Origin of the sequence: Mesorhizobium sp. WSM1293 (assembly GCF_000513875.1) — a bacterium.
In the GTDB taxonomy this organism is placed as follows: Bacteria; Pseudomonadota; Alphaproteobacteria; order Rhizobiales; family Rhizobiaceae; genus Mesorhizobium; species Mesorhizobium ciceri.
The window spans coordinates 210870-233966 of the sequence record NZ_AZUV01000004.1 but is presented as its reverse complement, the minus strand read 5'-3'; the positions used below and the strand labels follow the sequence as shown (position 1 = coordinate 233966).

Sequence of the window (23097 nt, the reverse complement as noted above, 5' to 3'; positions counted from 1 at the left end):
GCCCCGCCTCGCGCGGGGCTTTTCGTTTAAGCAGCTCCGGCATCACGTTCCCGTGATCGGCGAAACTTGCGCCCCCTCGGCGGCGTGACTGCCTGTGCGTTTCCAAAGGCTATCAATTCCGATCAGCCCTCACACGGAGGAAGACCACATGCGCTTGCCGTCATTCAGGATCATCGCCCTTTCCGCACTCGTCGCCGGCGTGGCGATTGCCGCGCCCGCTTATGCCAAGAACCCGAATGTCGGCGGCGCGCCGATGTACACAACCAAGAACATCGTCGAGAACGCCGTCAATTCGAAGGACCACACGACGCTGGTCGCCGCGGTCAAGGCCGCCGGCCTGGTCGACACGCTGCAAAGCGCTGGCCCGTTCACAGTCTTTGCCCCGACCAACGCAGCGTTTGCGAAACTGCCCAAGGGCACCGTCGACACGCTTCTGAAGCCGGAGAACAAGGGCAAGCTCACCAAGGTGCTGACCGCGCATGTAGTGGCCGGCAAGATCTCCGGCGCCGAGATGATGAAGAAGGCCAAGGCGATGGGCGGCAAGTACGAGATGAAGACCGTCTCCGGTGACACGCTGACCGCCGAAGTCAAGATGGGCAAGCTCTACATCATGGATGAGTCAGGCGGCGAGGCGCGAGTGACGATCGCCGACGTCAACCAGTCGAACGGCGTCATTCATGTCGTCAACAAGGTGTTGTTGCCGAAGTAACGGCTTTCGGCAAAGGGGATCAAGGCAGGTCCGTTGGGGCTTTCTCGGGCCTGCTATCCCCGCCTCATGACGAGGTGCCATGTTTCTTGGGAAGTCGTATCGGCATCGGCCGGGGTCCTGTCCCTCACAGGACCCCGGTTTCTTTTTGGCTGTTGCCTGTGCAGCCGGATAAGTTTCGAGCGTCGTCACTCCATCACGGCGCTGTGGTCGATCTTGGCCGGAGTCGCCGGCTTGCGCAGCAACAGAACCAGCGGAATGGCAGCAAGCGACAGGATCATCATCAGCTTGAAGTCGTTCATATAGCTGATGATCGTGGCCTGCAGCGTGACCACGCCGTCGAGCGCGGCGCGGCCCGCGGCGCTGTAGGGATCCATTGCATGGAAGATCGCCGGATTGCTGAACGCCTGGTTGTAGGGCGTCACATAGGTGGCGATGTTGGCGTGGTTGATCTGCACGTTCTGCGTCAACAGCGCGGTGACTACCGAGATGCCGACGCTGGAGCCGATGTTTCGTGACAGATTGTACAGTCCGGTGCCTTCCGCGCGCCGCTCCGGCGCCAGCGTGGCGAAGGTGATGGTGGTCAGCGGCACGAACAGGAAACCCAGGCCCGCGCCCTGGATGAAGCCGGTGCTGATGATCGTCCATTGCGAGACGTCAGGCGTCCAGCCGGTCATGTCGTACATCGCCCAGGCGGTGACCAGCAGGCCGGTTAGAAGCAGCCAGCGTGTGTCCACCTTGCCGATCAGCCTGCCGACCAGGAACATGCAAGCCATGGTGCCGAGACCGCGCGGCCCCATGACGATGCCGGCCGTCACCACCGGATAGCCCATCAGCGTCTGCAGATAGGGCGTCATCAGGGCCAGCGAGGCCAGATAGGTGATGCCGATGATGAAGATGAAGATCATGCCGACGGCGAAATTCCTGTCGAGGAACAGCCGCGGGTTCACGAAGGTGTTTTTGGCGGTGAAGGTGTGGACGAGGAAGATGTAGAAGGCCGACGCGCAGATCAGCGCCTCGACGATGATCTCGGACGACGAGAACCAGTTGAGCTGCTCGCCGCGATCGAGGAACATCTGCAGCGATGCGATGGTGACGCTGAGCATGCCGAAGCCCAGCCAGTCCAGCCTTGCCTTGAGGTCGGTCTTGGTTTCCTGGACGAACATCGACACGCCGGCGAAGGCCAGGGCGCCGATCGGGACGTTGATGTAGAACACCCAGCGCCAGCTGACATTCTCGGTCAGCCAGCCGCCGATGACCGGCCCGAGCACCGGCCCGACCATCACCGAAACGCCGAACAGCGCCATCGCCGAGCCGCGCTCCTCGACGCTGTAGATGTCGAGCAGGATGCTCTGTGCCAGCGGCACCAGGGCTGCGCCGAACAGGCCTTGCAGCAGGCGGAAGCCGACGATCTGCGGCAGCGACTGCGCGAACCCGCACAGCACCGATGCGACGACGAAGCCGGTGATGGATATCAAAAGGATGCGCTTGCGGCCGAAACGATTGGCGAGGTAGCCCGAAGGCGGCGTCATGACGGCCGCCGCTACGATGTAGGACGTCAGCACCCAGTTTATCTGGTCGGCGCTCGCCGAAACGCTGCCCTGGATATAGGGCAGCGCCACATTGGCGATGGTCGTGTCCAGCGCCTGCATGATCACGGCCAGGATCACGCAGGCGGTGATGGCGCCGCGATTGGCGACCACGCCACCTGTCGCGGACGCGCCGGTCATGACTTTTGTCCGAACCGACCGAGGAGGTCCGTCACGAAGTCCGGCAGGCCGCGCGCATGGCCGGTATCGATGCCGACCACGACGCTCATCCCGCCGCGCAGCGGCGGCTTGCCCTGGAGATCGTCCACCGTCACGCGCATCGGAATGCGTTGCACGACCTTGACCCAGTTGCCGGTGGTGTTCTGCGCCGGAAGCAGCGAGAAGCTCGACGACGACGCCGGGCTGATCGAGACGACCCTGCCGTGCCAGACGGCACCGGGATAGCTGTCGACGCTGATCGTCGCCGTCTGTCCCGGCCGCACATAGGTCAGTTCGGTTTCCTTAGGCTCCGCCGCGATCCACAGCTCGGTCGCCGAAATCAGGCTGAACGCCGGCTGCGAAGCCGACAGGTACTTGCCGACCTGAAGCGCGTCGACATTGGTGACGATGCCGTCGAATGGCGCCTTGACGATGGAATCGGCAAGGTTGCGCTGGGCGTCGTCCACCGCCGACTGCGCCTGGAGATAGAACGGGTTCTTCTCCACCGGCTGGCTGGCGTCGCCGCCGAGCTGGGCAAGCGTCGCCTGTGCCTGCGCTTGGGCAACGGACACTTTCTGGCGGGCGGCGACGAGGTCGTGCTGGGCGCTGTCGAAGGTCGCCTTGGAGGAGGTGGAGGTCTTGAGCAGATCCTGCTGGCGTTGGAAAGCGGCCTCGTAGTAGGGGATGTCGGCCTGCGCCTGCTCGATCAGCGCCTGCGACTGCTGGTAGCTCGCCTGCAAGGTCAGCACCTGGTTGCGCACTGTGCCGAGCTGTGCCTGGGCGGCGGCAAGAGCGGTTTCGAAAGAGGCCGGCCGCAACCGGAAAAGCACCTGGTCCTTCTTCACCGCCTCGTTCTCGTGCACGTCGATCTCGGACACAGTGCCGGAGACATCGGTGGAAACGCCGAGCGACTGCGCCTGGATGTAGGCATTGTCGGTCGTCATGACCTGGCCGCCGATGACGTAGTAATAGCCGCCGACGACCAGCGCGAACGGAAGCAGGGCAAACAGGATCGGCCGTGCCCGGCCGCGCTTGGGCTTGACCGGCGCCGGAGGCGCCACCGCAACCCCGGCCTGGCGTGGCTCCTTGGACGGAGCCTCGAGCGCCGCCGGCTCCAGGGCGACCGGTGCTTCGAGCTCGTCATTGTCGATGACGGTGCTGGCTCGCCTTTGCTCGCGTTCGCTGTCCAGCCGGATGACCTGGTCGCGCGCCCGGTCGGCGGCGGATCCGTCTTCTTCGACAGGCTTCTTTGGTGAGGTTGATTCAGCCATGTGTTTTCTCCCGGTCGGCGGCAGGCTTGGCGCAAGCCGCGAGCAGATTGGATTTGATGAGGGATAGGGTTTGCAGCAGATGCAGTTGCGCATCCGCGGAAAGGCCGACAAAGGCCTCGTCACGCGTCTTCCGCCCATTGCCGCGCATGATTTCGATCAGCGGATGGGCTTGCGGCTTCAGGTACAGCAGCCATGCCCGGCGGTCAGCGGGATCGGGCCGGCGCTCGATGAAGCCGCTTGCTTCCATCTTGTCGAGCAGCCGGGCGAGCGTGATCGGCGTAATCTCGATCAGGTCCGCCAGTTTGTTCTGGTGGATGCCTTCATGCAGGCTGAGATAGGCCAGCACCTGCCACTGGGCGCGGGTCAGCCCCGATGCCCGCGACCTCTGCTCGAACCGCTTTCGAAGCAGGCGCGCGACATCGTGCAGCACGAAGCTGATGTTGGGTGACGATGGCATGGGAGGTACTGGAGTTTTTCGGCGCAACTGTTAGTGAGCATGCTTATTATCATCATGCACATAATCTTGCTGGACGCGGTGCGCAAGACGGACTAAGCCCGCCTGGAAAAAATGACGCATGGGCTGCGACCCACCCAAAGGCTCAGGTAGCGGGCTGTTGCCGGGCAAGGATACGACGATGAATTGGCTGAAGATCGCGACCGTGGCGGCCATTGCGGGATGGCCGGGCATTGCGCTCGCAAAGGGCGCCGTCAGTTGCGGCGGCGCCGCCATGCTGGGTGGCGCGCAATTGAACTGCAGCCACGTCGAACCCCAGGCGCCGCCTCAGTTTTGCACCTATAGCTGGGCTCTCCACATGCCGGCCGGCGACCAGAAAATCGTTGAAGGCAGCTTCATGCTGCCGCCCGGCGCCACGAATGTGACCGTCTATCAGGGCAGCGGTTTCGACAGTGCGCTGTCCGATCCGATCGTGATTTGCCGCGGCAGCAAATGAGCAAGGCCGTCAAGGAAAGCTCGCTCGTCGCCCGATTGGTGCTATAGGGCGGATCACGCTATTTTGAACGGGCGCATTCGAGTTTCGGATGCACCTGGCGGCCATTTCTCTGACGGATTTCGACATGGACGGACCCAACCCAGACATCAAGCACCCGATCCCGATGCATACCCGCGTCGGCTTCCTCAAGGGACTGGTGAACGCGCCAAACATCGAGATCGGCGACTTCACCTATTATGACGACCCCGACGGGCCGGACAAATTCGCCGAGAAATGCGTCCTGCATCACTATCCGTTCATAGGCGACAAGCTGATCATCGGCAGGTTCTGCGCCATCGCCGAGGGCGCGCGCTTCATCATGAACGGCGCCAACCACGCCATGTCCGGCTTTTCGACCTATCCGTTCAATATTTTCGGCCATGGCTGGGAAAAGGGTTTTGACCCGGCGACCTGGTCGAAGGAGGTGCGCGGCGACACCATCGTCGGCAACGACGTCTGGATCGGGATGGAGGCGGTGATCCTGCCCGGGGTGGAAATCGGCCACGGCGCCATCGTCGCTGCGAAATCGGTGGTGACGCACGACGTGCCGCCCTATGCGATCGTCGCCGGCAACGCGGCCAAGGTGGTAAAGATGCGTTTCGACGACCGGACAATCAGGCGGCTGCTGGCGGTGGCGTGGTGGGACTGGCCGGTAGACAAGGTCAGCCGCAACCTCGATGCTATCCGGGGTGCCAATATTTCTCTTCTGGAGGCAGCAGCTTGAACGCTCTGAACAGCAGCATAATCGGCACCGAACTGTTTACGCGAGGGTGGATTTTCATCCGCGGCGTGCCGGCGATGAAGTTCCTGCCACCGGAAGGGCCGCCGGAAATCGCCTTTGCCGGCCGCTCGAATGTCGGCAAGTCGTCGCTGATCAATGCGCTGGTCAACCAGAAGGGGCTGGCGCGCACTTCCAACACGCCGGGGCGCACGCAGGAGCTCAACTATTTCGTGCCGGATGGATTTTCGGGCGAGGGCGCCGACCTGCCGCCCTTGGCGCTGGTCGACATGCCCGGCTACGGCTACGCCACCGCGCCGAAGGAGAAGGTCGACGAGTGGACCAAGCTGGTCTTCGATTACCTCAAGGGCCGGGTCACGCTGAAACGCGTCTATGTGCTGATCGACGCCCGTCATGGCATCAAGGCCAAGGACGACGAAGTGCTGTCGCTGCTTGACAAGGCGGCGGTGTCCTACCAGATCGTGCTGACCAAGACCGACAAGATCAAGACTGCCGGCGTGCCGAGGCTGATCGAGGAGACGCTGGCAAAGATCAAGAAGCGGCCGGCGGCGTTCCCGTTCGTGCTGGCCACCTCTTCTGAAAAGGCCGAGGGCCTTGAGGAATTGCAGGCAGCCATCGTGCTTGCCGCCAATGGCGGCTAAAGCATCCGCACCTTAGAGCAATCCTAGGAAAAGTGTGAAGCGGTTTTCCGTCCAGAATTGCGTCTAAACAAAGAGTTAGAGCATGGTCTGGCTAGGGCTTGGCCTCGATAGCAATCGTCTGATGGCCTTCTTCCGCCACAAGCCTTTCGGTGCCGTAGGCCTTCAGGAACATGCTGACGCCTGACCTGACGATGTGGTCGATCTCGTCCTGGGTCGGGGCCTTGGTGCGGTAGGCGAAGATGCACTGGCGGAACAGACCGGCCAGGCACAGTTCGGTGAACTGATAGGCGGCAAGATCGACATCGTCGATGCGCAGCAGGTCGCGCTCGATGGCGGCATTGAGAAAGGCCGCGACCTTGTCGTGGCCACGCTTGGGACCGCGCTCGTAAAAACGCGCGCCCATGTCGGGGATCCGGTCTGATGCCCCGATCACCGTGCGCTGCGCTTGGACGACCTTGGCCGACGTGATCTTGAGAGCCAGCACCTTGCCGAACTTCACCAGCGTCTCGCGCAGGTTGTCGGCATTGTCCAGCACGTCATACATGTTCTTGAAGATGGTGCCGCGCTCTTCCTCGATCAGCGCCTCGAACAGCTCTTCCTTGTTGGCGAAGTAGACGTAGATCGTACCCTTGGAAACGCCGGCCTCGCGGGTGATGTCGTTCATCGAGGCGGCTTCGAAGCCCTTGTCGATGAAGACACGACGGGCGCCGTCGATGATCTGGCTGCGCTTGGCCGGATCCTGCCCCGCGGCCGGGCGGCCACGGCGCAAGCTTTCCAACAGGTCGTCACACGACTCGTTTTCGACATTGGGCGGGGTCTCGGCCATGAAAGTCACACCTCGAAAATAATTCGAACCAAGCGGTTCGATTGCCCTTGATATGGTCCTCTTTACGCGCTATGTCAACGGCCGGATCGAACCGAACGGTTCAGTATTATATTATAACTTTAGAGAGATGTCATGTCCTCGAACGCGCCGACCACAGCCGAAGTCCGTCCCTTCCCCAACGCCAAGGTTGCGCCAGCGACGGAAGCACCGGAAGTACCTGTCCAGCCCGTCTCGTCGCCGCCGGCAGAGGCTCCGGCCAGGAAGAAGCGTTCGGTGCGTTCCTTCCTGCTGCCGATCATCGGTGTTGCCTTGCTGGGCGCCGGCGCCTGGTATGGGTACGACTACTGGACAACGGGCCGCTTCATGATCTCGACGGACGATGCCTATGTCCAGGCGGACATGGCGTTCATCTCGCCCAAGATTTCCGGCTATGTCGATCAGGTCAAGGTCAGCGAGAACCAGCTGGTCAAGGCCGGCGATCCGCTGCTCGTCGTCGATGACGGCGATTACAAGATTGCCGTCGCCCAGGCCGAGGCGCAGATCGCCACCTTGAGCAAGACGCTCGACCGTATCGACGCCCAGACCGACGCGGCCCGCGCCTCGCTGCAGCAGGCCCAGGCGCAGAAGGTCGCCGACCAGGCAGCGGCCGACAATGCAGCCAAGGTCGCCGCGCGCGCCTCGCAGCTGCTCAAGACCCATGTCGGCACGCAGGCGCAGCTGGACGACGCCCAGACCGCGGTCCAGCAGGCCGATGCCGCCCTTGTCGGCGCCGACGCACAGATCGCCGCCGCGCAAGCCAATATCGGCGTGCTGAAGGCGCAGCGCGCGGAATCGGCGAGCACGCTGGCGTCCCTGCAGCTCAGCCATGACAAGGCGCTGCGCGATCTTTCCTTCACCGTGCTCAAGGCGCCATATGACGGCATCGTCGGCAACCGCTCGGTCGAGCAGGGCGACCTTGTCAGCCCCGGCCAGAAGCTCGCCGTCATCGTGCCGATGGACAAGCTCTACATCGTCGCCAACTTCAAGGAGACACAACTTGCCCGGCTGGTTCCCGGCGAGAAGGTCAGGATCTCGGTCGATGCGACCGACGGCCAGGACTTCGAGGGAACCGTTTCGTCGCTGGCGCCGGCTTCGGGTGCCGTGTTCTCGCTGCTGCCGCCCGAAAACGCCACCGGCAACTTCACCAAGGTCGTGCAGCGCGTTCCGGTCCGCATCGATGTGCCGGCCGATGCGCTGAAGAGCGGTAAGCTGCGCGCCGGCCTGAGCGTCGTCGTCGCCGTCGACAGCCGCACCGCCCCATCCGGGTCGGCGTCAGTGGCAGCGTCGAATTGAGCGGCGGCCGGGGAGCAATGCCATGGCAACCGCAACCCTGACAGCAGGAGCGCCGCCGGCGAGGCCGGCTGTGCCTGACACCATTTCGACGCGGCGCGTCATCGCCTTCCTGGCGATGGTGTTCGGCATGTTCATGGCCATCCTCGACATCCAGATCGTCTCCGCCTCGCTGTCGGAGATCCAGGCCGGCCTGAGCGCCAGCTCCGACGAAATTCCGTGGGTGCAGACCGCCTACCTGATCGCCGAAGTGGTGATGATCCCGCTGTCGGGCTTTCTCAGCCGGATGCTGTCGACGCGCGTGCTGTTCACCATCTCGGCGGCAGGCTTCACCGCGGCCAGTGCGCTGGCGGCGACCGCCACCAACATCGACCAGATGATCGTCTACCGCGCCGTCCAGGGCTTCATCGGCGGCGGCATGATACCGAGCGTCTTTGCCGCTGCCTTCACCATCTTCCCGCCCTCGCGCCGCGCCGTCGTCTCGCCGATGATCGGCCTCGTGGCGACGCTGGCGCCGACCATCGGCCCGACCGTCGGTGGCTATATCAGCCATGCCATGTCCTGGCATTGGCTGTTCCTGGTCAACGTCGTGCCCGGCATCCTGGTGACAACGGCGGCCTGGACGCTGATCGACTTCGACAAGCCCAACCTCAAGCTGTTCAGCAAGTTCGACTGGTGGGGCCTCGCCGGCATGGCGGCTTTCCTGGGCTGCATGGAATATGTGCTCGAGGAAGGCCCCAACAATGACTGGCTGCAGGACCAGGGCGTCTTCATCTGCGCCGTCGTCATGACCGTCGGCGCGGTGCTGTTCTTCTGGCGCGTGTTCACCGCCGAGGAGCCGATCGTCGACCTGAAGGCCTTCACCAACATCAACTTCGCCTTCGGCTCGCTGTTCTCGTTCGTCATCGGCATCGGTCTCTACGGCCTGACCTATCTCTACCCGGTGTTCCTCGGGCGCATCCGCGGCTACGATTCGATGATGATCGGCGAGGCTCTGTTCGTCAGCGGCCTGGCGATGTTCTTCACCGCGCCGATCTCGGGCATCCTGTCGAACAAGATGGACCCGCGCCTGATGATGATGATCGGCTTCTTCGGCTTCGCCACCGGCACCTGGTGGATGACGCATCTGACCGCCGACTGGGATTTCTATGAGCTGCTCATCCCGCAGATCCTGCGCGGCTGTTCGATGATGCTGTGCATGGTTCCGATCAACAACATCGCGCTCGGCACCTTGCCGCCCGAGCGGCTGAAGAACGCGTCCGGCCTGTTCAATCTCACCCGCAACCTTGGCGGTGCCGTCGGCCTTGCGCTGATCAACACCGTGCTGATCGACCGCAACGCCTTCCACTACGCAAGGCTCTCCGAGCATGTGCAATGGGGCAGTGAAGCCGCGCAGACCAAGCTGCAGAACATGACCCGCAATTTCGAGCAGACCCCCGGCCTCGACGCCACAAGCGCTGCGATCTCCAAGTTGTCTGGCATGGTCCAGCAGCAGGCGGCGCTGCTGTCCTTCATGGACGTGTTCTTCATGCTGACGGTGCTGTTTGCGACGCTTGGCCTGTTCACCATGCTGATCCGCAAGCCGGCCGCACCGGGTGGCGGCGGCGGTGGGGGGCACTGATACGGAGCAATTCCAGGAAAAGTGCGCAGCGCTTTCCCTTGGAGATTGCGACAAGACAAAGATACGTGGGCAGCGGTTTCGGGAAGCTCCTCCAGTCCATGCCCGAAAAGCTCTGACCGCGCAAAAAACTCCGGGCCGCAAGCCCGGAGTTTTTTGCATTCCAGTCTATGGACTCAGGCCGTGGCGGGTTTGAAGGTCAGCGCGACGCCGTTGATGCAGTGGCGCAGGCCGGTCGGCGCCGGACCGTCGTCGAAGACATGACCGAGATGGCCGCCGCAGCGGCGGCAATGTGCCTCGGTACGCGTCATGCCGAGCGACCTGTCCACGGTCGTGCCGATCGCCTTGGGGATCTCTTGCCAGAAGCTCGGCCATCCGGTGCCGGAATCGAATTTCGTCTCCGACGAATAGACCGGCAGGTCGCAGCCGGCACAGGCGAAAATGCCCTTGCGGTGTTCGTTGAGCAGCGGGCTGGTGCCGGGGTACTCCGTGCCTTCCTTGCGCAGCACGTCGAAGGCGGCCGGCGACAGGATGGCTTTCCACTCAGCGTCGGTCTTGACGACCTCGAAGCTCTCGGCCGCTTGTGCTGCCTGCGGATCGCCCATGCGCAGCATCGTTGCCGCGGCCCCGATCACGCCGATGGCGGCGGCACCGCTCAAAAGAAAGTCGCGACGGTTCATGACCAGTTCCTCCTGATGTCCTTTTGCCAAACTACACCGCCGCGCGGAAATCAAAAGCCGGTGACGGTAGCCCCTCGAACGAACACTCCGCGCCCTCCCACATCCGAATGCAGGCGGGCGCGAAGTGCACGGGCCAATTGCGGATCACGGGAGCGGGATCGTGCAATCGACGGAGGGTCCTTGCCGTCAGTTCGCCGGCAGCAAGCCCCTTGTTACATCTTGGGCAAAAGAACCTTGTCGATGACGTGGATGACGCCATTGGACTGTTCGACATCGGCGATCGTCACATTGGCGACATTGCCGTTCTCGTCGGTGACCGTGACCTTGCCGCCGTCGGCCTTGAGCGACAATTCGCAGCCGCCGACCGTCTTGACCTTGTGGGTGCCGCCGTCAGCCTTGGCCATCGCGGCGACATCTGCTCCCATCGCCTTGGCGCCGATGACATGGCAGGTCAGGATCTTGGTGAGCTTGTCCTTGTTTTCGGGCTTGAGCAGCGTCTCGACCGTACCGGCCGGAAGGGCTGCGAAGGCTTCGTTGGTCGGCGCGAACACGGTGAACGGACCGGCGCCCTGCAGCGTCTCGACAAGGCCGGCGGCCTTCACGGCGGCGACCAGGGTGGTGTGATCCTTCGAGTTCACGGCGTTCTCGACGATGTTCTTGTTGGCATACATGGCGGCGCCGCCAACCATCGGGTTTTCGGCGTAGGCGGCGGTGGCAAGGGCCGAAACGGCGATCGTACCGGCGAGCAAAAGGGTGGCGTATCTACGCATGATGTCGAACTCCTCGGGTTTTTCGCTTCCCATTTTTGGGGACGCGAGGAGATACGGAACAAACTCGCCCGAGTTTCAGAAATATTGTGATTTTTGATTTTATCCATGGCGCCAGAGGGATTTCCCGAGCCATCGGCCGCCCGCCGACATGCTGTCTACGGGCATGTTCAGCGAAGGATAGACTTATGATAGTCTGTTGTGATTTTTCAGGTGAAGAGCCGGTCAGATGCTCTTCAGGTCGCCAGCGGCAACCACCGGTCCGGTCGGCTGTCCGGTCGGCGAACCGCCCGACGGCTCGAGGCTGACGGCAAGCACCGCGCCCTGGGCAAGTTTCTGATGGGCCGCCGGCGAGACGATAATATGCGCCGTTGCACCTGCCGGAATGACGCCCATCGAGACCGGCGGGTTCTTGCCCTCGATCATCCACAGCTCGAAGTCCTTGCCGGAAGCACGCTCACCGGAGACATGCGACAGGCCGACTTCGTGATGCGCGGCGTCGTAGACGGCAAGATATTTGACGTCGCTGCCTTCGGCGGCCAGCGAAGCGACGAGTCGCGCCTGCGGCTGCTCGACCGGTGGGTTGAGAATGGGCACGGCGATGTAAATCGCCAGTGCCGCAACCGCGGCTGCGGCAAGGCCGCGCCAGAAGGCCAGGCTGGACCACAGGCCGCCGCGCACTTCGGCGGGCCTGCTCACCGCGGCAGCGGTAGCGAACAGGCGGCGGTCGACCGCGGTCTTCACCGAAACCGGCGGCTCGACTTCCCGAAAGGCGGCGGCAAGCGGTGAGAGCCTGACCTCCCAGTCCTCGACAAGACGGGCGAAAACCGTATCCGCATCGATGCGGCGAGAGACGATCTGGCGTTCGTCGGCATCGAGCACGCCGAGAACGTACTCGGCGGCGAGCAGGTCGTCGCCTCCACGTTCCGGTCCTGTGTCTTCTGCCAGCGTCATCTTTCCAGGCATTCTCTGAGTTTCAACAGGCTGCGGCGCAGCCATGTACGCATCGTGTTCAGCGGCACGCCATGGCGCTCCGCCAGTTCGGCATAGCTCTCGCCCTTGAGATAGGCGCCCCGGACGGCGGCTGCCCGGTCCTTCTCCAGCTCATCGAGACAATGGTGGATACGTTCGGATTCGTCGCCCGCCACCGCCATCGCTTCAGGCCCCGGCGCCGGATCGGCCACGTCGAGCGCGGCATCGATGTCGGCGGCGGGTTTGCGCCGCGCTCTGATGCGATCGATCGCATGATTGCGCGCGATTGCCACCAGCCAGGAGATCGGGCTTAGATCGGAAACAGCAAAACGGTCGGCCTTCGTCCATATCTTGACGAAGACTTCCTGCAGCGCTTCTTCCGCGTCTCCCCGGTCGTTCAATACACGAAGACAGACGCCAAAAAGTTTCGCGCTGGTCTGCCGGTAAAGCAGATCGAACGCGGCCCGATCCTTCATCGAAGTCCGAACGATCAGCTTGGTGATGTCCTGCGGCGTCATTGCAGGCAAATTAGGCGATTGCCATGTATTTGCAACGACGGAAATAACCTTGTGCACGCCTAAGCTTTTGTGTGTCGCCGGCCCGGATCCGTCGGTCGATTGCCAATGGAATTGCCACTGGCTAGCTTGCCTTCATTGATGGGGGAGCGCGCATGTCGGTCGAACGGATCCTTTGGGAAGAAGATGCCACCGGCCTCGCCAATCTGGTCCGCAAGGGCGAGGTTTCGGCCGTCGAACTGACCGACGCCGCGATTGCCCGCGCCGAGGCCACCCGTCCCGACATCAATGCCACGGCCGAACCGCTCTACGATGCCGCCCGCGCCCGCGCCAAGACCGTCGACCCCTCGCTGCCGCTGGCTGGTGTTCCCTTCGCCATCAAGGATCTCGGCATCGCCATCAAGGGCGTGCCGACGCATGGCGGCAGCCGCATTCCGGCATGGCTGGCCGATGTCAATTCGGCGCTGACCGACCGCTATCTCGCTGCCGGACTTATCCCGATCGTCACCTCGACATCGCCGGAGCACGGGCTTCGATTGATGACCGAATCCAGGGCCTTTGGCGTCACCCGCAATCCGTGGAACACCGGCCATACCAGCGGCGGCTCTTCGGGCGGTTCGGCAGCACTGGTCGCAGCCGGCGTCGTGCCGGTGGCGCATGCCTCCGATGGCGGCGGCTCGATCCGTGTGCCTGCCGCCTGCACCGGGCTTGTCGGCCTGAAGACGTCGCGCGGCCGTACACCGCTGACGCCCCTGGTGAGCGAAAGCTGGTACGGCATGGTCGTCGACCATGCGCTCACCCGTTCGGTGCGCGATTGCGCGCTGCTGCTCGACCTGACCCACGGGCCCGATCCTCTGTCGCCCTATGCCGCGCCGCGGCCGAAAGGCACGTTCGCGGCTGCCGCCGCGCGCGATCCCGGCAAGCTCAGTCTGGCCGTGTACCGCAAATCGCCGCTTGGCCTGCCGATCTCGGACGAGACGCTCAAGGCGCTCGACACGGCGGTGGCGCTTGCCCGCGAGGGCGGCCACACGGTCGAGGAGATCGACTTGCCCTTTATCGGCCGCGATTTCTTCGCCGATTTCTGCAGGACGGTTGCCTCCGCCGTCGCTGGCACGATGCGGGCCGAAGCGCTGCGCGTCGGCCGTTCCGTTGCCGGCGACATCGAGCGGGCGACGCGCGTGCTCGCCCGCTTCGGCGAACTGGTGTCGGCCGGCGAGACCTATGCCGACCTGCAGCGGCTGCATGCCGCCTCACGGCGGCTGATCGCAGAGACCGCGCAGTATGACGCCGTGCTGATGCCGATCATTGCCCACCCGCCGCTTGCCTGCGGCGCAATGGATCCGAAAGGCGCCGACGACCTCATCGAGAACCTGCTCGACAAGCTTCACCTGACGCCCTTGCTGAAGCTGAAGCCGTTCTTCGGCCAGTTGATGGACAAGAGCCTCTGGTTCACCCATTGGCCGGCGATCCAGAATGTCAGCGGCCAGCCATCGATCGCCCTGCCGGTCCATGTCACCGACGCCGGCCTGCCGATCGGCGTCCAGGCTGCCGGCCGTCCGGGCGACGAGGAGACGCTTTTGTCGCTCGCCGCGCAGATGGAGAAGATCTCGGGTTGGCTGGGTCGCAGGGCGCCGCTGATGGTGCCGACACGATGACGAGGTCGTGAAGCGCTCGAATATGACAGCAAAGCCATTTGCGGGCGGCGCCAATTCCCGCTAAGACGCCGCCGTCCTTACCGATCTCCAGGGAAAAAAGCCGATGACGGAAATAACCGCCACCGCCGAAATGCAGGCAGCCCTGTTGTCGCGGGCGCTGCCCTACATGCAGCGCTACGAGCACAAGACGGTCGTGGTGAAATATGGCGGCCATGCCATGGGCGACATCGAGCTCGGCAAGGCCTTCGCGCGCGACATCGCGCTGCTCAAGCAATCCGGCGTCAACCCGATCGTCGTCCACGGCGGCGGCCCGCAGATCGGCGCCATGCTGGCCAAGATGGGCATCGAATCCAAGTTCGAAGGCGGCCTGCGCGTCACCGACCAGAAGACGGTCGAGATCGTCGAAATGGTGCTGGCCGGTTCGATCAACAAGGAGATCGTCGCGCTGATCAACGCCGAGGGCGAATGGGCGATCGGCCTGTGCGGCAAGGACGGCAACATGGTGTTCGCCGAAAAGGCCCGCAAGACCATGATCGATCCGGACTCCAACATCGAGCGCGTGCTCGATCTCGGCTTCGTCGGCGAGCCGGTCGAGGTCGACCGTACCTTGCTTGATCTTCTGGCACGCTCCGAAATGATCCCGGTGCTGGCGCCGGTGGCGCCGGGACGCGATGGCCACACCTACAACATCAACGCCGACACCTTCGCCGGCGCCATTGCCGGCGCCTGCCAGGCGACGCGCCTGCTGTTCCTCACCGACGTGCCGGGTGTGCTCGACAAGAACAAGAAGCTGATCGACGAACTGACCGTGGCCGAGGCCAAGGCGCTGATCAAGGACGGCACGGTCTCGGGCGGCATGATCCCCAAGGTCGAGACCTGCATCGAAGCGATCGAGCGCGGCGTCGAAGGCGTCGTCATCCTCAACGGCAAGACCCCGCATGCGGTGCTGCTGGAACTGTTCACCGAACATGGCGCCGGCACGCTGATCGTGCCCTGAGGGGCTTGTCAGCCGGCTAACTTTCTCGCCTCGGAATCTTCAATATTATCGATGGGAATGGCGGGCTTTCTGGCCGGGCGTCGAACGGACATCGATTCCTCCTCGGCGTCCTGCGGCGCGCCCCAGAATTCGGCCAGCGTCGGGCCGTCTTTCACCCTGATGTCGCGGACCAGAAAGCCCCAGACCTCGCGGAACCACACGCGGCGGCCCATCTGTGTGTACCAGCGCATCGAATGGCGCTGCTCGGGATCCTTGTGGAACAGGATGCGGGCCAGCGCCTTCGGCCGTGATTGCACCGCCAGCTCGATCAGCTTGACGCTGAAGAACAGCATCCACGGCTTCAGCCGCGTCATCTGCAGCACCTGGTGCTTGTAGTCCCACAGGCGCGCATCCTGCTGGATCACCTTGCGATCCCGCGCGATGCGGAAGAACGGCGTCCAGCGATGCGGCGTCACATAAAGCGCCTGGATCTGGTCGGGGTCGTAGGCGATGAGTTGGCGAAAGCCGCGCCACAGGTCGCGAAACCCTTCGTCCTCGAAGCCGGACACCCAGGTCGCCATAGACAGGATGCCGCTGAGACGCAGCAGCCTTATCGCCTCGCGATCGGATGAGGTGCTGCCGCCCTTGCGGATCAATTGAAGCGTCTGCTCGTCGGTGTTTTCCATGCCGAGCAGCCAGCGGATGACACCGGCCTTGCGGTAGAGATGCAGGATGTCGGCATCGCGCACGATGTCGTCGGCACGGGTCGAACCGACGATCAGCACCGGCACGTTCTCGGCGATCAGGGCATCGAGGAAGGCCCGCCAGGCTTTCTTCGAGACCGTCGGATTCTCGTCGGCGAGATTGATGAGCTCGACGCCATGTTGGCGATGCAGCCATGCTATCTCCCTGGCGAATTTCACCGGATCGCGATGCCGCCAGCGGGTCCAGAAGCCGCGCTGGCCGCAATAGTTGCACAGATGCGGACAGCCGCGCGAAAACTGCATGACCACGGCCCGCTTGCCGCCCCAGTAGCTGTAACTGGGATGGTCGATCAGTTCCCAGCCGACGCGGTAGGCGTCGAGGTCGGCAATGGTCATGGCCGCCTGTGTGGCGAAGGGGCGGCTGAGATCGTCGCGATAGGCGATGCCGGCCACGCTCGCCGCCGGCTGGCGCATCTCCAGCCCTTCGACCAGCGCCACCACCGTCGCTTCGCCCTCGCCGCGCACGATGAAGTCGAAGGCATCGGTAGCGGCCAGGATGTCGCGCCAATGATAGGTCGGGAAAACGCCGCCATAGATGATGATGGTCGCCGGCTCGCGCTCCTTGATCATGCGCGCGATCGCCAAGGCGGTCGGATGCGCCGAGGTCGAGCCGGAATGGCCGATCAGGACGAAGTCGGGGTGGTCCTCCAGTGCGCTGCGCACGACGTCATCGAGCGGCATAGGCCCGAACTCGGCGTCGACGAGGCGCACCTGATGGCCGGCATCGATCAGCGGCCCGCCGATCGCCAGCAGGCCGAGCGGCGGCAGGTGATCGTCGGGCACGCGGCTGCCGATGGCGGTGTGCGGCGGATTGATCAGGACGATTTTCATGGCGGACCTCCTGGGCAGTTGGTCCGCACAAGCTGGCCGGCGATGTGGACACGCGCTTGGCCCGTTTCAGCAGTTTGCGTGCAGCTTTTCCTCAAGGAGTGCGAAGGGCAGGCATTGTCATCGCCTGAGATGCCCGAGCGGCACATGGCCCGGGCCCTTGATGTTCTGCAGCACCAACTGCGTGTGGACGTCGCGCACGCCGTCGAGCCGCATCAGCCGGTGCATGACGAAAGCGTTGAGCTCGTCGACCGACGGCACCATGACATGCAGCAGAAAGTCATGGTCGCCGGTCATCGTCCAGCACGAGGAAACCTCGTCCATGTGCTGCACGGCGGCGATGAAGCTTTCGGGCGAGCCGTCGCTGTGGCTGACGAGGCGCACCTGGATGAACACCTCGACCATCAGCCCGACAGCGCGGCGGCTGATCACGGCGGCAAATCCCTTGATGATGCCGGCCTCCTGCAGCGCCTCGAAGCGCCGCGCGCATGGTGTCGTCGACAGGCCGATCTCTTGCGCCAGCTCGGAAACCGGCTTGCGCCCGTCGCGCTGCAGGACATCAAGCATCTTGATCTCGAAATCATCGAATCGAGGCATTTCCACTCCTTCCTGGGAATTTATGAGTGAATATTATCCCGATTTCCGAATTCGAACCATCATCAAAACCGATTCGCCTCCGCAAACCCGCTTAACCTTCAACACGTCGGCCATTTGCTTTGCGAGGAGAAAAACCATGACGACGATGAGCGTTGCCGAATATGCCCGCGACTGCGCGGCGCAAGGATTGCGCGGCGACTACTCGGTCTGCCGTGCCGATTTCACCGTGTCGCAGGGTTACGATTACAGCGATGAAGAGCAGGCGGTGTGGCGCACGCTGTGCGACCGCCAGACCAGGCTGACGCGCAAGCTCGCCCACCATTCCTACCTCGACGGCGTCGAAAAACTCGGCCTGCTCGACCGTATTCCCGACTTCGACGAGGTCAGCGTCAAGCTGCGCAAACTGACCGGTTGGGAGATCGTCGCGGTGCCGGGGCTCATTCCCGCGGCTCCGTTTTTCGACCATCTCGCCGATCGCCGCTTCCCGGTCACCAACTGGCTGCGGACCAGGCAGGAGCTCGACTACATTGTCGAGCCCGACATGTTCCATGATTTCTTCGGCCATGTGCCGGCGCTGTCGCAACCGGTGTTCGCCGATTTCATGCAGATGTATGGCGAGAAGGCCGGCGACATCATCGCGCTGGGTGGCGACGAGATGATTTCCCGGCTCTACTGGTACACGGCCGAATATGGCCTGATGCAGGAGGCCGGCCAGCCGCTGAAGGCCTTTGGCGCCGGCCTTATGTCGTCGTTTACCGAGCTGCAGTTCGCGGTCGAAGGCAAGGACGCCCACCACGTGCCCTTCGACCTGGAAACGGTGATGCGCACCGGCTACGAGATCGACAAGTTCCAGCGCGCCTATTTCGTGCTGCCGTCCTTCGACGCCTTGCGCGATGCCTTCCAGACCGCCGATTTCGCGGCAATCGTCGCCCGGCGCAAGGACCAGCCGGCGCTCGACCCGGCGACGCTCTAGAGCAATTCCAGGAAAAGTGTGAAACGGTTTTCCGTCCGGAATTGCGTCAAACAAAGAGTTAGAGCGGATCGCCGTTCCGTGAACGGTGAACTGCCCTAGGCAGCATGCTGCCCTGCATCCGTCAGGCGGTGACCACCTTGCTGAGATGGTCGCCCAGCCGGCAGGCCAGCGCGGTGATCGTCGTCGTCGGGTTGCATTGACCCGACGTGCAGAACACCGAGGAGCCGCCGACATAGAGATTGTCCATGCCGTGCACCTTGCAGTTGGCGTCGACCACGCTCTTGCTGATGTCGGTGCCCATGCGCGTGCCGCCCATATGGTGATGGCCCGCCGTCTCGTCGTTGGTCGGATAGTCCTGACCATTGCTGATCCAGTCGGCAATGCGCACGCGGCCGAGATTCTTCTCGATCAGCGTTGCGCCGAACAGTCTGAGCCCTTCGAGAAGGGTGCGATGTTCCAGTTCGGATTTCTTCCAGTGCAGTTCGATGCGCGGCACGCCGGCATGGTCGACATCGGTCTTCGACAACTCGATCTGGTTGGAGGCCAGCGGCGCCTGTTCCCAGGCGACGTAGAGCTGGGCCGCGCAGCGCAGTCTCTGACTGAGCTGGTAGGACATCCATTCCGCCATGCTGGGCGCCGTGCAGGCGAGGTCGGCGATAAGGCTCTTGACGCCGGGATACGGCGTCTCGATCAGCCGGATGCCGAAATTCATGATCTGCAGCCGCTCCATGGCGGCGAGTGTCGGCGAGAAGAAGGCCTCGTTGACGGCGTCGACCTCGAACGCGTTATAGTCGGCCAGGATGGCGTTGCCGCCCTCGAAGGTCGGATGCTCCATCCAGTAGCGGCCAAGCGCAGTTGCATTCGGCACGACGCCGCCGTTCGAGCGCTGGTTGGACCACAGAAGCAGCCGCGAATTCTCCAGCCCACCGGTGCAGACGATGAAATAGTCAGCGCTGAAGGAGCCGGCATCCTGCCCGTTCGACCACAGCCTGGCGCCAGTCACGCGTCTGCCGTCGCCGGCAAGTTCGGTGGCACAAGTGTTGAGCACCACCGCGATGTTCGTGGCCTTGTCGAGTTCATCGCCGAACTTCTCGGCGAAGCGCACGGCCGGGCTCTTGATCAGCTGCACCCAGCGAATGTCGTCTGAGATCGGCATATCGGGCCGGAGGGCCGGAAGGTCGAGAATATCGCGCACTTCCGGCAGATAGGGTTCGATGTCGGTGCGGGCGATCGGCCAGCCCGTATCGGGTACCCAGGCCTTCGGCTCGAAATCCTGCTTGTCGAGCACGCGGCACCAGCCTGCCCAGTGGTTGGAACTGCCCCCCATGAACCGCAGCCGGGTGATGTCGAGATCGAAATAGAAATCCCCGACCGTGCTGCCCCGGTAAAAGTCCTGCGAGTCGTCGCTGAATTCGCGCGGACCGGCCTCCATCACCACCACCGGAATGCCGGCCGCGCCAAGCTTGCGGGCAATGGTCATGCCGGCCGGACCGGAGCCGAGGATGCAGACCTTCGGGGTGAAGTTCGCAGAGCGATACGCCTCGTAGCTGTCGAAGATCATGCCAGGTCGCTCCGCTTCAGGATCCAGCCACCGACCTCGACGATCTCGTTCGGGTCGGGCTTTGGACCGGCGGCATCGGCATCAGGCAGCTTGCGGAACAAGGACAGGGCAGGCAATGCGATCAACGCCTGCACGAGCGCGCGGCGTGACATTTTCTTGATGATGAAACTCATGGCTGGTCTCTCGGCTGGGCTTCGGCACTGCATGGCGTTCCCAGAACGGCAATTCCCGGAACGACACATGCATCACCGTGGAAGCCAGTATCGTGCCAAGTCTGGCCGCAAAGCAGTGAAAACCCGGCTAAGCGGTACAACCGAGTGCAAACAGGGTTAGAGTTTTCTTAACAGGCCGGTTGCGGCAGATCGGATCACGCCGCCTCGGAAATGCCGGTGTCGATGATCGTCAGGTTACGGCCCTGGTGCTTGGCCTGGTAGAGGCGTCGGTCGGCGGCGCGCATCAACTCCGACACGCTGGCTTCCTCGCCGCAGACAGTACCGCCGATGCTGACCGTGAGCGGAATGGTCCGCTCGTCGACGGGCCGGAAGCGGATCAGCTCGACTTCGCGGCGAATGCGCTCGGCGACGCGCTTGGCCTCCTGCTCGGTGGCGCCAACCAGAAAGGCGCCAAATTCCTCGCCGCCGATGCGGCCGAGCACATCGCCGCTGCGCACGCCGCGCTGAATCGCGCTGGCGATCAAAAGCAGCGCGTCATCGCCGGTCAGGTGGCCGAAATTGTCGTTGATGGTCTTGAAGTGGTCGGCATCGATGATCAGCAGCGCGCCGCGATCGGACTTGCGGCGCGAACCGTCGAGCGCGGCAAAGAAGCTTTCCCGGTTGAGCATGCCGGTCATGTCGTCGCGGCTCGCCTTTTCCGCCAGGCGGCGATGCGCGGCGGCGAGCTGGGCATGGGCTCGGGCGAGATCGCGATGCGCGTTTTTCAGCCTGTCGCTTTGCCAGAAAGTGCTTGCGCTGGCGGCCCACGCCAGCACCAGCGGACAGAGCGTGGAGGTCAACCAGATCGTCCGGTTGACCGGAAATCCCATGGCCGGAACGATGATCAGGGTCAGCAGGAGAGAGGCCGCGACTGAGGCGAAAGCAACGGCGGCGGATCTCAGAATTATGCTGTTCATCGCTTGCTCCCACAAGACTGCCTCTCTGCCAGCAAGCCCTGAAGGCCACCTTTCCCAGATGCCTAAAATTTGAATCGTGAGACGATTTACGCAACCTCAACGAGCAGAAGTTGTGGATAAAGTCGCTTTCGGAATGCGCGTTTCATGCCATAAGGAGCCCATGACCACGCTCCCTGACCCCGCCCGCTTCGCCCATGTCACCGACTGGGTCTTCGATCTCGACAACACGCTCTATCCGCACCATTCGAATCTGTTCTCGCAGATCGACGTCAAGATGACCGCCTATGTCGGCGAACTGTTGGCATTGCCGCGCGACGATGCGCGCAAGTTGCAGAAGGAGCTCTACCGCGAATATGGCACGACGCTGAACGGCCTGATGACACGCCACGGCATCGACCCCGACGATTTCCTCGAGAAGGTCCACGACATCGACTATTCATGGCTGGTGCCCGATCCCGTTCTCGGCACCGCCATCCGCCAGCTTCCCGGCCGCAAGTTCATCTTCACCAACGGCGACCGCAGGCACGCCGAGCGCACCGCGCGCCAGCTCGGCATCCTCGACCATTTCGACGACATCTTCGACATCGTCGCTGCGGGGCTCAATCCCAAGCCGGCGCGCCAGACCTACGAGAAGTTCGCCGAACTCCACGCCGTCACCGGCCACAATGCGGTGATGTTCGAGGATCTTGCCCGTAACCTTTCGGTGCCGAAGTCGCTCGGCATGACCACGGTGCTGATCGTGCCGCGCAATTTCGAGCCGACCTTTTCCGAAATCTGGGAGCGCGACCCGGCCAATGAGGATGATGTCGATTTCGTCACCGACGATCTGGCGGGGTTTCTGACGGCGATTGTGGAGAGGGGGGAGGGGAAATGAAGAAATGATGAAATGACGAATTGGGGATCGATCCGAACGCAGAGCCGCTTCAATTCTTCATTTCCCCAATTCCCCTATTCCCCTACTCTCCTAACTTATAGAACCGGCTGATAATCCCCCACGCCTCATCCGCGGTGTCGACGAAGTCGATGATGTCCTGATCACCGGGGCTGATCGTGCCCTGCTCGGCGAGGAAATCGAGATCGATCGCCCGCTTCCAGAAGGATTTGCCGAACAGGATCACCGGCACGCGCTCCATGCGCCCTGTCTGGATCAGGGTCAGCGTCTCGAAGAATTCGTCCATCGTGCCGAAGCCGCCCGGAAACACCGCGACCGCCTTGGCGCGCATGACGAAATGCATCTTGCGGATAGCGAAATAATGGAAGTTGAAGCAGAGCTCCGGCGTCACATAGATGTTCGGCGCCTGCTCGTGCGGCAAGACGATGTTGAGGCCTATCGACGGCGCGCCGACATCGTCGGCGCCGCGGTTTCCCGCTTCCATCACGCCAGGCCCGCCGCCGGTCACCACGACATATTCGCGGTAATAGGAGGTAGCCGATTGCTGCGAGCAGAGGCGGGCGAATTTGCGCGCTTCCTCGTAGTATTTGCTGTTCTCTTCGAGGTTCTTCTTCTGCGTCTCGTTCTTGGCCGCCCAGGCCTCGCCGCCGGGTTCCGGCAGGCGCGCGCCGCCGAACAGGATCACCGTCGAGCGAATACCGCGTTCGGCTAGGATCATTTCCGGTTTCAGGAGTTCGAGTTGCAGCCTGACCGCGCGCAACTCGCGCCGCGTCATGAAGTCGGGATCGTTCCAGGCGAGCCGGTAGGTTTCGGCACGCGTCTGCGGCGTGTCAGGCACGCTCTTCGACCGCTCCAGATCCTCGTCCGAATGCGGCAGCGGCGTCCACCCCGCCTTTTCCATAGGAGTCATAACTACCCGTC

24 protein-coding genes are annotated in these 23097 nt (G+C 63.1%); 10 read left to right on the top strand and 14 right to left on the bottom strand.

Going from position 1 to position 23097, the window contains the following annotated elements; translation table 11 throughout:
* The first annotated feature begins 148 nt into the window (after positions 1 to 148).
* Complete coding sequence (locus M729_RS0106660) at positions 149 to 709, top strand: fasciclin domain-containing protein (RefSeq protein ID WP_027161118.1); 561 nt, start codon at positions 149 to 151, stop codon at positions 707 to 709.
* A 185-nt stretch (positions 710 to 894) separates the two neighbouring features.
* On the opposite strand, the gene M729_RS0106655 is transcribed toward M729_RS0106660, so the two are convergent.
* Genes M729_RS0106655 through M729_RS0106645 form a run of 3 tightly spaced genes read right to left on the bottom strand, consistent with a single transcriptional unit; the run spans position 895 to position 4182 of the window.
* On the bottom strand, positions 895 to 2436 hold the full coding sequence (locus M729_RS0106655; protein ID WP_027161117.1) for a DHA2 family efflux MFS transporter permease subunit: 1542 nt from the start codon (positions 2434 to 2436) through the stop codon (positions 895 to 897).
* Complete coding sequence (locus tag M729_RS0106650; RefSeq protein WP_027161116.1) at positions 2433 to 3725, bottom strand: HlyD family secretion protein; 1293 nt, start codon at positions 3723 to 3725, stop codon at positions 2433 to 2435. The genes M729_RS0106655 and M729_RS0106650 overlap by 4 nt, the downstream gene beginning before the upstream one ends.
* The gene (locus M729_RS0106645; RefSeq protein WP_027161115.1) at positions 3718 to 4182 is read right to left on the bottom strand and encodes a MarR family winged helix-turn-helix transcriptional regulator; all 465 of its coding nucleotides are present in this window, start codon (positions 4180 to 4182) and stop codon (positions 3718 to 3720) included. Before M729_RS0106645 ends, M729_RS0106650 begins: the two co-directional genes overlap by 8 nt.
* 178 nt (positions 4183 to 4360) lie before the next feature.
* Here M729_RS0106645 and M729_RS0106640 point away from each other — a divergent pair, with 178 nt between their 5' ends.
* From M729_RS0106640 to yihA, 3 genes are all read left to right on the top strand, one after another.
* Complete coding sequence (locus M729_RS0106640; protein ID WP_024502096.1) at positions 4361 to 4675, top strand: hypothetical protein; 315 nt, start codon at positions 4361 to 4363, stop codon at positions 4673 to 4675.
* 124 nt (positions 4676 to 4799) lie between these two features.
* Positions 4800 to 5438 (top strand): CatB-related O-acetyltransferase, encoded by a 639-nt coding sequence (locus tag M729_RS0106635; RefSeq protein WP_027161114.1) that lies wholly within the window; start codon positions 4800 to 4802, stop codon positions 5436 to 5438.
* Positions 5435 to 6094, top strand: a complete 660-nt coding sequence (gene yihA / locus M729_RS0106630) for a ribosome biogenesis GTP-binding protein YihA/YsxC (protein WP_013528497.1) — start codon at positions 5435 to 5437, stop codon at positions 6092 to 6094. Before M729_RS0106635 ends, yihA begins: the two co-directional genes overlap by 4 nt.
* 91 nt (positions 6095 to 6185) lie before the next feature.
* Here yihA and M729_RS0106625 read toward each other — a convergent pair whose 3' ends face one another.
* Positions 6186 to 6920, bottom strand: coding sequence for a TetR/AcrR family transcriptional regulator (locus M729_RS0106625; RefSeq protein WP_013528496.1), 735 nt, complete (start codon positions 6918 to 6920; stop codon positions 6186 to 6188).
* A 132-nt stretch (positions 6921 to 7052) separates the two neighbouring features.
* On the opposite strand from M729_RS0106625, the gene M729_RS0106620 reads away from it, so the two are divergent.
* Both M729_RS0106620 and M729_RS0106615 read left to right on the top strand, forming a co-directional pair.
* The gene (locus M729_RS0106620; protein WP_027161112.1) at positions 7053 to 8252 is read left to right on the top strand and encodes an HlyD family secretion protein; all 1200 of its coding nucleotides are present in this window, start codon (positions 7053 to 7055) and stop codon (positions 8250 to 8252) included.
* A gap of 22 nt (positions 8253 to 8274) precedes the next feature.
* Positions 8275 to 9870, top strand: coding sequence for a DHA2 family efflux MFS transporter permease subunit (locus tag M729_RS0106615; RefSeq protein ID WP_024502091.1), 1596 nt, complete (start codon positions 8275 to 8277; stop codon positions 9868 to 9870).
* Positions 9871 to 10043: 173 nt separating this feature from the next.
* On the opposite strand, the gene msrB is transcribed toward M729_RS0106615, so the two are convergent.
* From msrB to M729_RS0106595, 4 genes are all read right to left on the bottom strand, one after another.
* Positions 10044 to 10547 carry a peptide-methionine (R)-S-oxide reductase MsrB gene (msrB, locus tag M729_RS0106610; RefSeq protein WP_013528493.1) on the bottom strand — a complete coding sequence of 168 codons (504 nt, stop codon included), beginning with the start codon at positions 10545 to 10547 and terminating at the stop codon, positions 10044 to 10046.
* A gap of 212 nt (positions 10548 to 10759) precedes the next feature.
* A complete protein-coding gene (locus M729_RS0106605; protein WP_013528492.1) occupies positions 10760 to 11317 on the bottom strand; it encodes a fasciclin domain-containing protein in 558 nt (185 codons plus the stop codon).
* Positions 11318 to 11539: 222 nt separating this feature from the next.
* The gene (locus tag M729_RS0106600; protein WP_027161111.1) at positions 11540 to 12268 is read right to left on the bottom strand and encodes an anti-sigma factor; all 729 of its coding nucleotides are present in this window, start codon (positions 12266 to 12268) and stop codon (positions 11540 to 11542) included.
* The gene (locus tag M729_RS0106595) at positions 12265 to 12804 is read right to left on the bottom strand and encodes a sigma-70 family RNA polymerase sigma factor (protein ID WP_013528490.1); all 540 of its coding nucleotides are present in this window, start codon (positions 12802 to 12804) and stop codon (positions 12265 to 12267) included. The genes M729_RS0106600 and M729_RS0106595 overlap by 4 nt, the downstream gene beginning before the upstream one ends.
* Positions 12805 to 12956: 152 nt before the next feature.
* Here M729_RS0106595 and M729_RS0106590 point away from each other — a divergent pair, with 152 nt between their 5' ends.
* Positions 12957 to 14456 (top strand): amidase, encoded by a 1500-nt coding sequence (locus tag M729_RS0106590; protein ID WP_027161110.1) that lies wholly within the window; start codon positions 12957 to 12959, stop codon positions 14454 to 14456.
* Positions 14457 to 14559: 103 nt separating this feature from the next.
* Positions 14560 to 15453: an acetylglutamate kinase gene (argB, locus tag M729_RS0106585; RefSeq protein WP_013528489.1), complete on the top strand. Its 894-nt coding sequence runs from the start codon at positions 14560 to 14562 to the stop codon at positions 15451 to 15453.
* Between the two features lie 8 nt (positions 15454 to 15461).
* On the opposite strand, the gene bchE is transcribed toward argB, so the two are convergent.
* On the bottom strand, positions 15462 to 17027 hold the full coding sequence (gene bchE, locus M729_RS0106580; protein ID WP_027161109.1) for a magnesium-protoporphyrin IX monomethyl ester anaerobic oxidative cyclase: 1566 nt from the start codon (positions 17025 to 17027) through the stop codon (positions 15462 to 15464).
* A 117-nt stretch (positions 17028 to 17144) separates the two neighbouring features.
* Positions 17145 to 17621 (bottom strand): Lrp/AsnC family transcriptional regulator, encoded by a 477-nt coding sequence (locus tag M729_RS0106575; RefSeq protein ID WP_027161108.1) that lies wholly within the window; start codon positions 17619 to 17621, stop codon positions 17145 to 17147.
* A gap of 136 nt (positions 17622 to 17757) precedes the next feature.
* On the opposite strand from M729_RS0106575, the gene phhA reads away from it, so the two are divergent.
* Positions 17758 to 18594, top strand: a complete 837-nt coding sequence (gene phhA, locus M729_RS0106570; RefSeq protein ID WP_027161107.1) for a phenylalanine 4-monooxygenase — start codon at positions 17758 to 17760, stop codon at positions 18592 to 18594.
* A 121-nt stretch (positions 18595 to 18715) separates the two neighbouring features.
* Here the strand turns inward: phhA and M729_RS0106565 are convergent, their stop codons facing one another.
* The 3 genes from M729_RS0106565 to M729_RS0106555 all read right to left on the bottom strand — a co-directional run bounded on the left by M729_RS0106565 (position 18716) and on the right by M729_RS0106555 (position 21284).
* Positions 18716 to 20155, bottom strand: a complete 1440-nt coding sequence (locus M729_RS0106565; RefSeq protein WP_027161106.1) for a GMC family oxidoreductase — start codon at positions 20153 to 20155, stop codon at positions 18716 to 18718.
* Entirely contained in the window at positions 20152 to 20328 is a 177-nt protein-coding gene (locus M729_RS1000000136950) for a hypothetical protein (protein ID WP_013528484.1), read from the bottom strand. The genes M729_RS0106565 and M729_RS1000000136950 overlap by 4 nt, the downstream gene beginning before the upstream one ends.
* A gap of 194 nt (positions 20329 to 20522) precedes the next feature.
* On the bottom strand, positions 20523 to 21284 hold the full coding sequence (locus M729_RS0106555) for a GGDEF domain-containing protein (RefSeq protein ID WP_013528483.1): 762 nt from the start codon (positions 21282 to 21284) through the stop codon (positions 20523 to 20525).
* A gap of 160 nt (positions 21285 to 21444) precedes the next feature.
* On the opposite strand from M729_RS0106555, the gene M729_RS0106550 reads away from it, so the two are divergent.
* The gene (locus tag M729_RS0106550) at positions 21445 to 22158 is read left to right on the top strand and encodes a pyrimidine 5'-nucleotidase (protein ID WP_013528482.1); all 714 of its coding nucleotides are present in this window, start codon (positions 21445 to 21447) and stop codon (positions 22156 to 22158) included.
* 82 nt (positions 22159 to 22240) lie between these two features.
* On the opposite strand, the gene M729_RS0106545 is transcribed toward M729_RS0106550, so the two are convergent.
* Complete coding sequence (locus tag M729_RS0106545; protein ID WP_013528481.1) at positions 22241 to 23086, bottom strand: LOG family protein; 846 nt, start codon at positions 23084 to 23086, stop codon at positions 22241 to 22243.
* Positions 23087 to 23097: the final 11 nt, after the last annotated feature.

Excerpts from the sequence above, each read along its gene's own strand:
- phhA (WP_027161107.1), top strand. The coding sequence starts at position 17,758 with ATGACGACGATGAGCGTTGCCGAATATGCCCGCGACTGCGCGGCGCAA.
- M729_RS0106655 (WP_027161117.1), bottom strand. The coding sequence starts at position 2,436 with ATGACCGGCGCGTCCGCGACAGGTGGCGTGGTCGCCAATCGCGGCGCC.
- M729_RS0106615 (WP_024502091.1), top strand. The coding sequence starts at position 8,275 with ATGGCAACCGCAACCCTGACAGCAGGAGCGCCGCCGGCGAGGCCGGCT.
- M729_RS0106660 (WP_027161118.1), top strand. The coding sequence starts at position 149 with ATGCGCTTGCCGTCATTCAGGATCATCGCCCTTTCCGCACTCGTCGCC.
- M729_RS0106650 (WP_027161116.1), bottom strand. The coding sequence starts at position 3,725 with ATGGCTGAATCAACCTCACCAAAGAAGCCTGTCGAAGAAGACGGATCC.
- argB (WP_013528489.1), top strand. The coding sequence starts at position 14,560 with ATGACGGAAATAACCGCCACCGCCGAAATGCAGGCAGCCCTGTTGTCG.
- M729_RS0106645 (WP_027161115.1), bottom strand. The coding sequence starts at position 4,182 with ATGCCATCGTCACCCAACATCAGCTTCGTGCTGCACGATGTCGCGCGC.
- M729_RS0106565 (WP_027161106.1), bottom strand. The coding sequence starts at position 20,155 with ATGATCTTCGACAGCTACGAGGCGTATCGCTCTGCGAACTTCACCCCG.
- M729_RS0106575 (WP_027161108.1), bottom strand. The coding sequence starts at position 17,621 with ATGCCTCGATTCGATGATTTCGAGATCAAGATGCTTGATGTCCTGCAG.
- M729_RS0106625 (WP_013528496.1), bottom strand. The coding sequence starts at position 6,920 with ATGGCCGAGACCCCGCCCAATGTCGAAAACGAGTCGTGTGACGACCTG.
- M729_RS0106605 (WP_013528492.1), bottom strand. The coding sequence starts at position 11,317 with ATGCGTAGATACGCCACCCTTTTGCTCGCCGGTACGATCGCCGTTTCG.
- M729_RS1000000136950 (WP_013528484.1), bottom strand. The coding sequence starts at position 20,328 with ATGAGTTTCATCATCAAGAAAATGTCACGCCGCGCGCTCGTGCAGGCG.
- M729_RS0106635 (WP_027161114.1), top strand. The coding sequence starts at position 4,800 with ATGGACGGACCCAACCCAGACATCAAGCACCCGATCCCGATGCATACC.
- M729_RS0106600 (WP_027161111.1), bottom strand. The coding sequence starts at position 12,268 with ATGACGCTGGCAGAAGACACAGGACCGGAACGTGGAGGCGACGACCTG.
- M729_RS0106595 (WP_013528490.1), bottom strand. The coding sequence starts at position 12,804 with ATGACGCCGCAGGACATCACCAAGCTGATCGTTCGGACTTCGATGAAG.
- M729_RS0106550 (WP_013528482.1), top strand. The coding sequence starts at position 21,445 with ATGACCACGCTCCCTGACCCCGCCCGCTTCGCCCATGTCACCGACTGG.
- M729_RS0106545 (WP_013528481.1), bottom strand. The coding sequence starts at position 23,086 with ATGACTCCTATGGAAAAGGCGGGGTGGACGCCGCTGCCGCATTCGGAC.
- M729_RS0106555 (WP_013528483.1), bottom strand. The coding sequence starts at position 21,284 with ATGAACAGCATAATTCTGAGATCCGCCGCCGTTGCTTTCGCCTCAGTC.
- bchE (WP_027161109.1), bottom strand. The coding sequence starts at position 17,027 with ATGAAAATCGTCCTGATCAATCCGCCGCACACCGCCATCGGCAGCCGC.
- M729_RS0106620 (WP_027161112.1), top strand. The coding sequence starts at position 7,053 with ATGTCCTCGAACGCGCCGACCACAGCCGAAGTCCGTCCCTTCCCCAAC.
- M729_RS0106640 (WP_024502096.1), top strand. The coding sequence starts at position 4,361 with ATGAATTGGCTGAAGATCGCGACCGTGGCGGCCATTGCGGGATGGCCG.
- M729_RS0106590 (WP_027161110.1), top strand. The coding sequence starts at position 12,957 with ATGTCGGTCGAACGGATCCTTTGGGAAGAAGATGCCACCGGCCTCGCC.
- msrB (WP_013528493.1), bottom strand. The coding sequence starts at position 10,547 with ATGAACCGTCGCGACTTTCTTTTGAGCGGTGCCGCCGCCATCGGCGTG.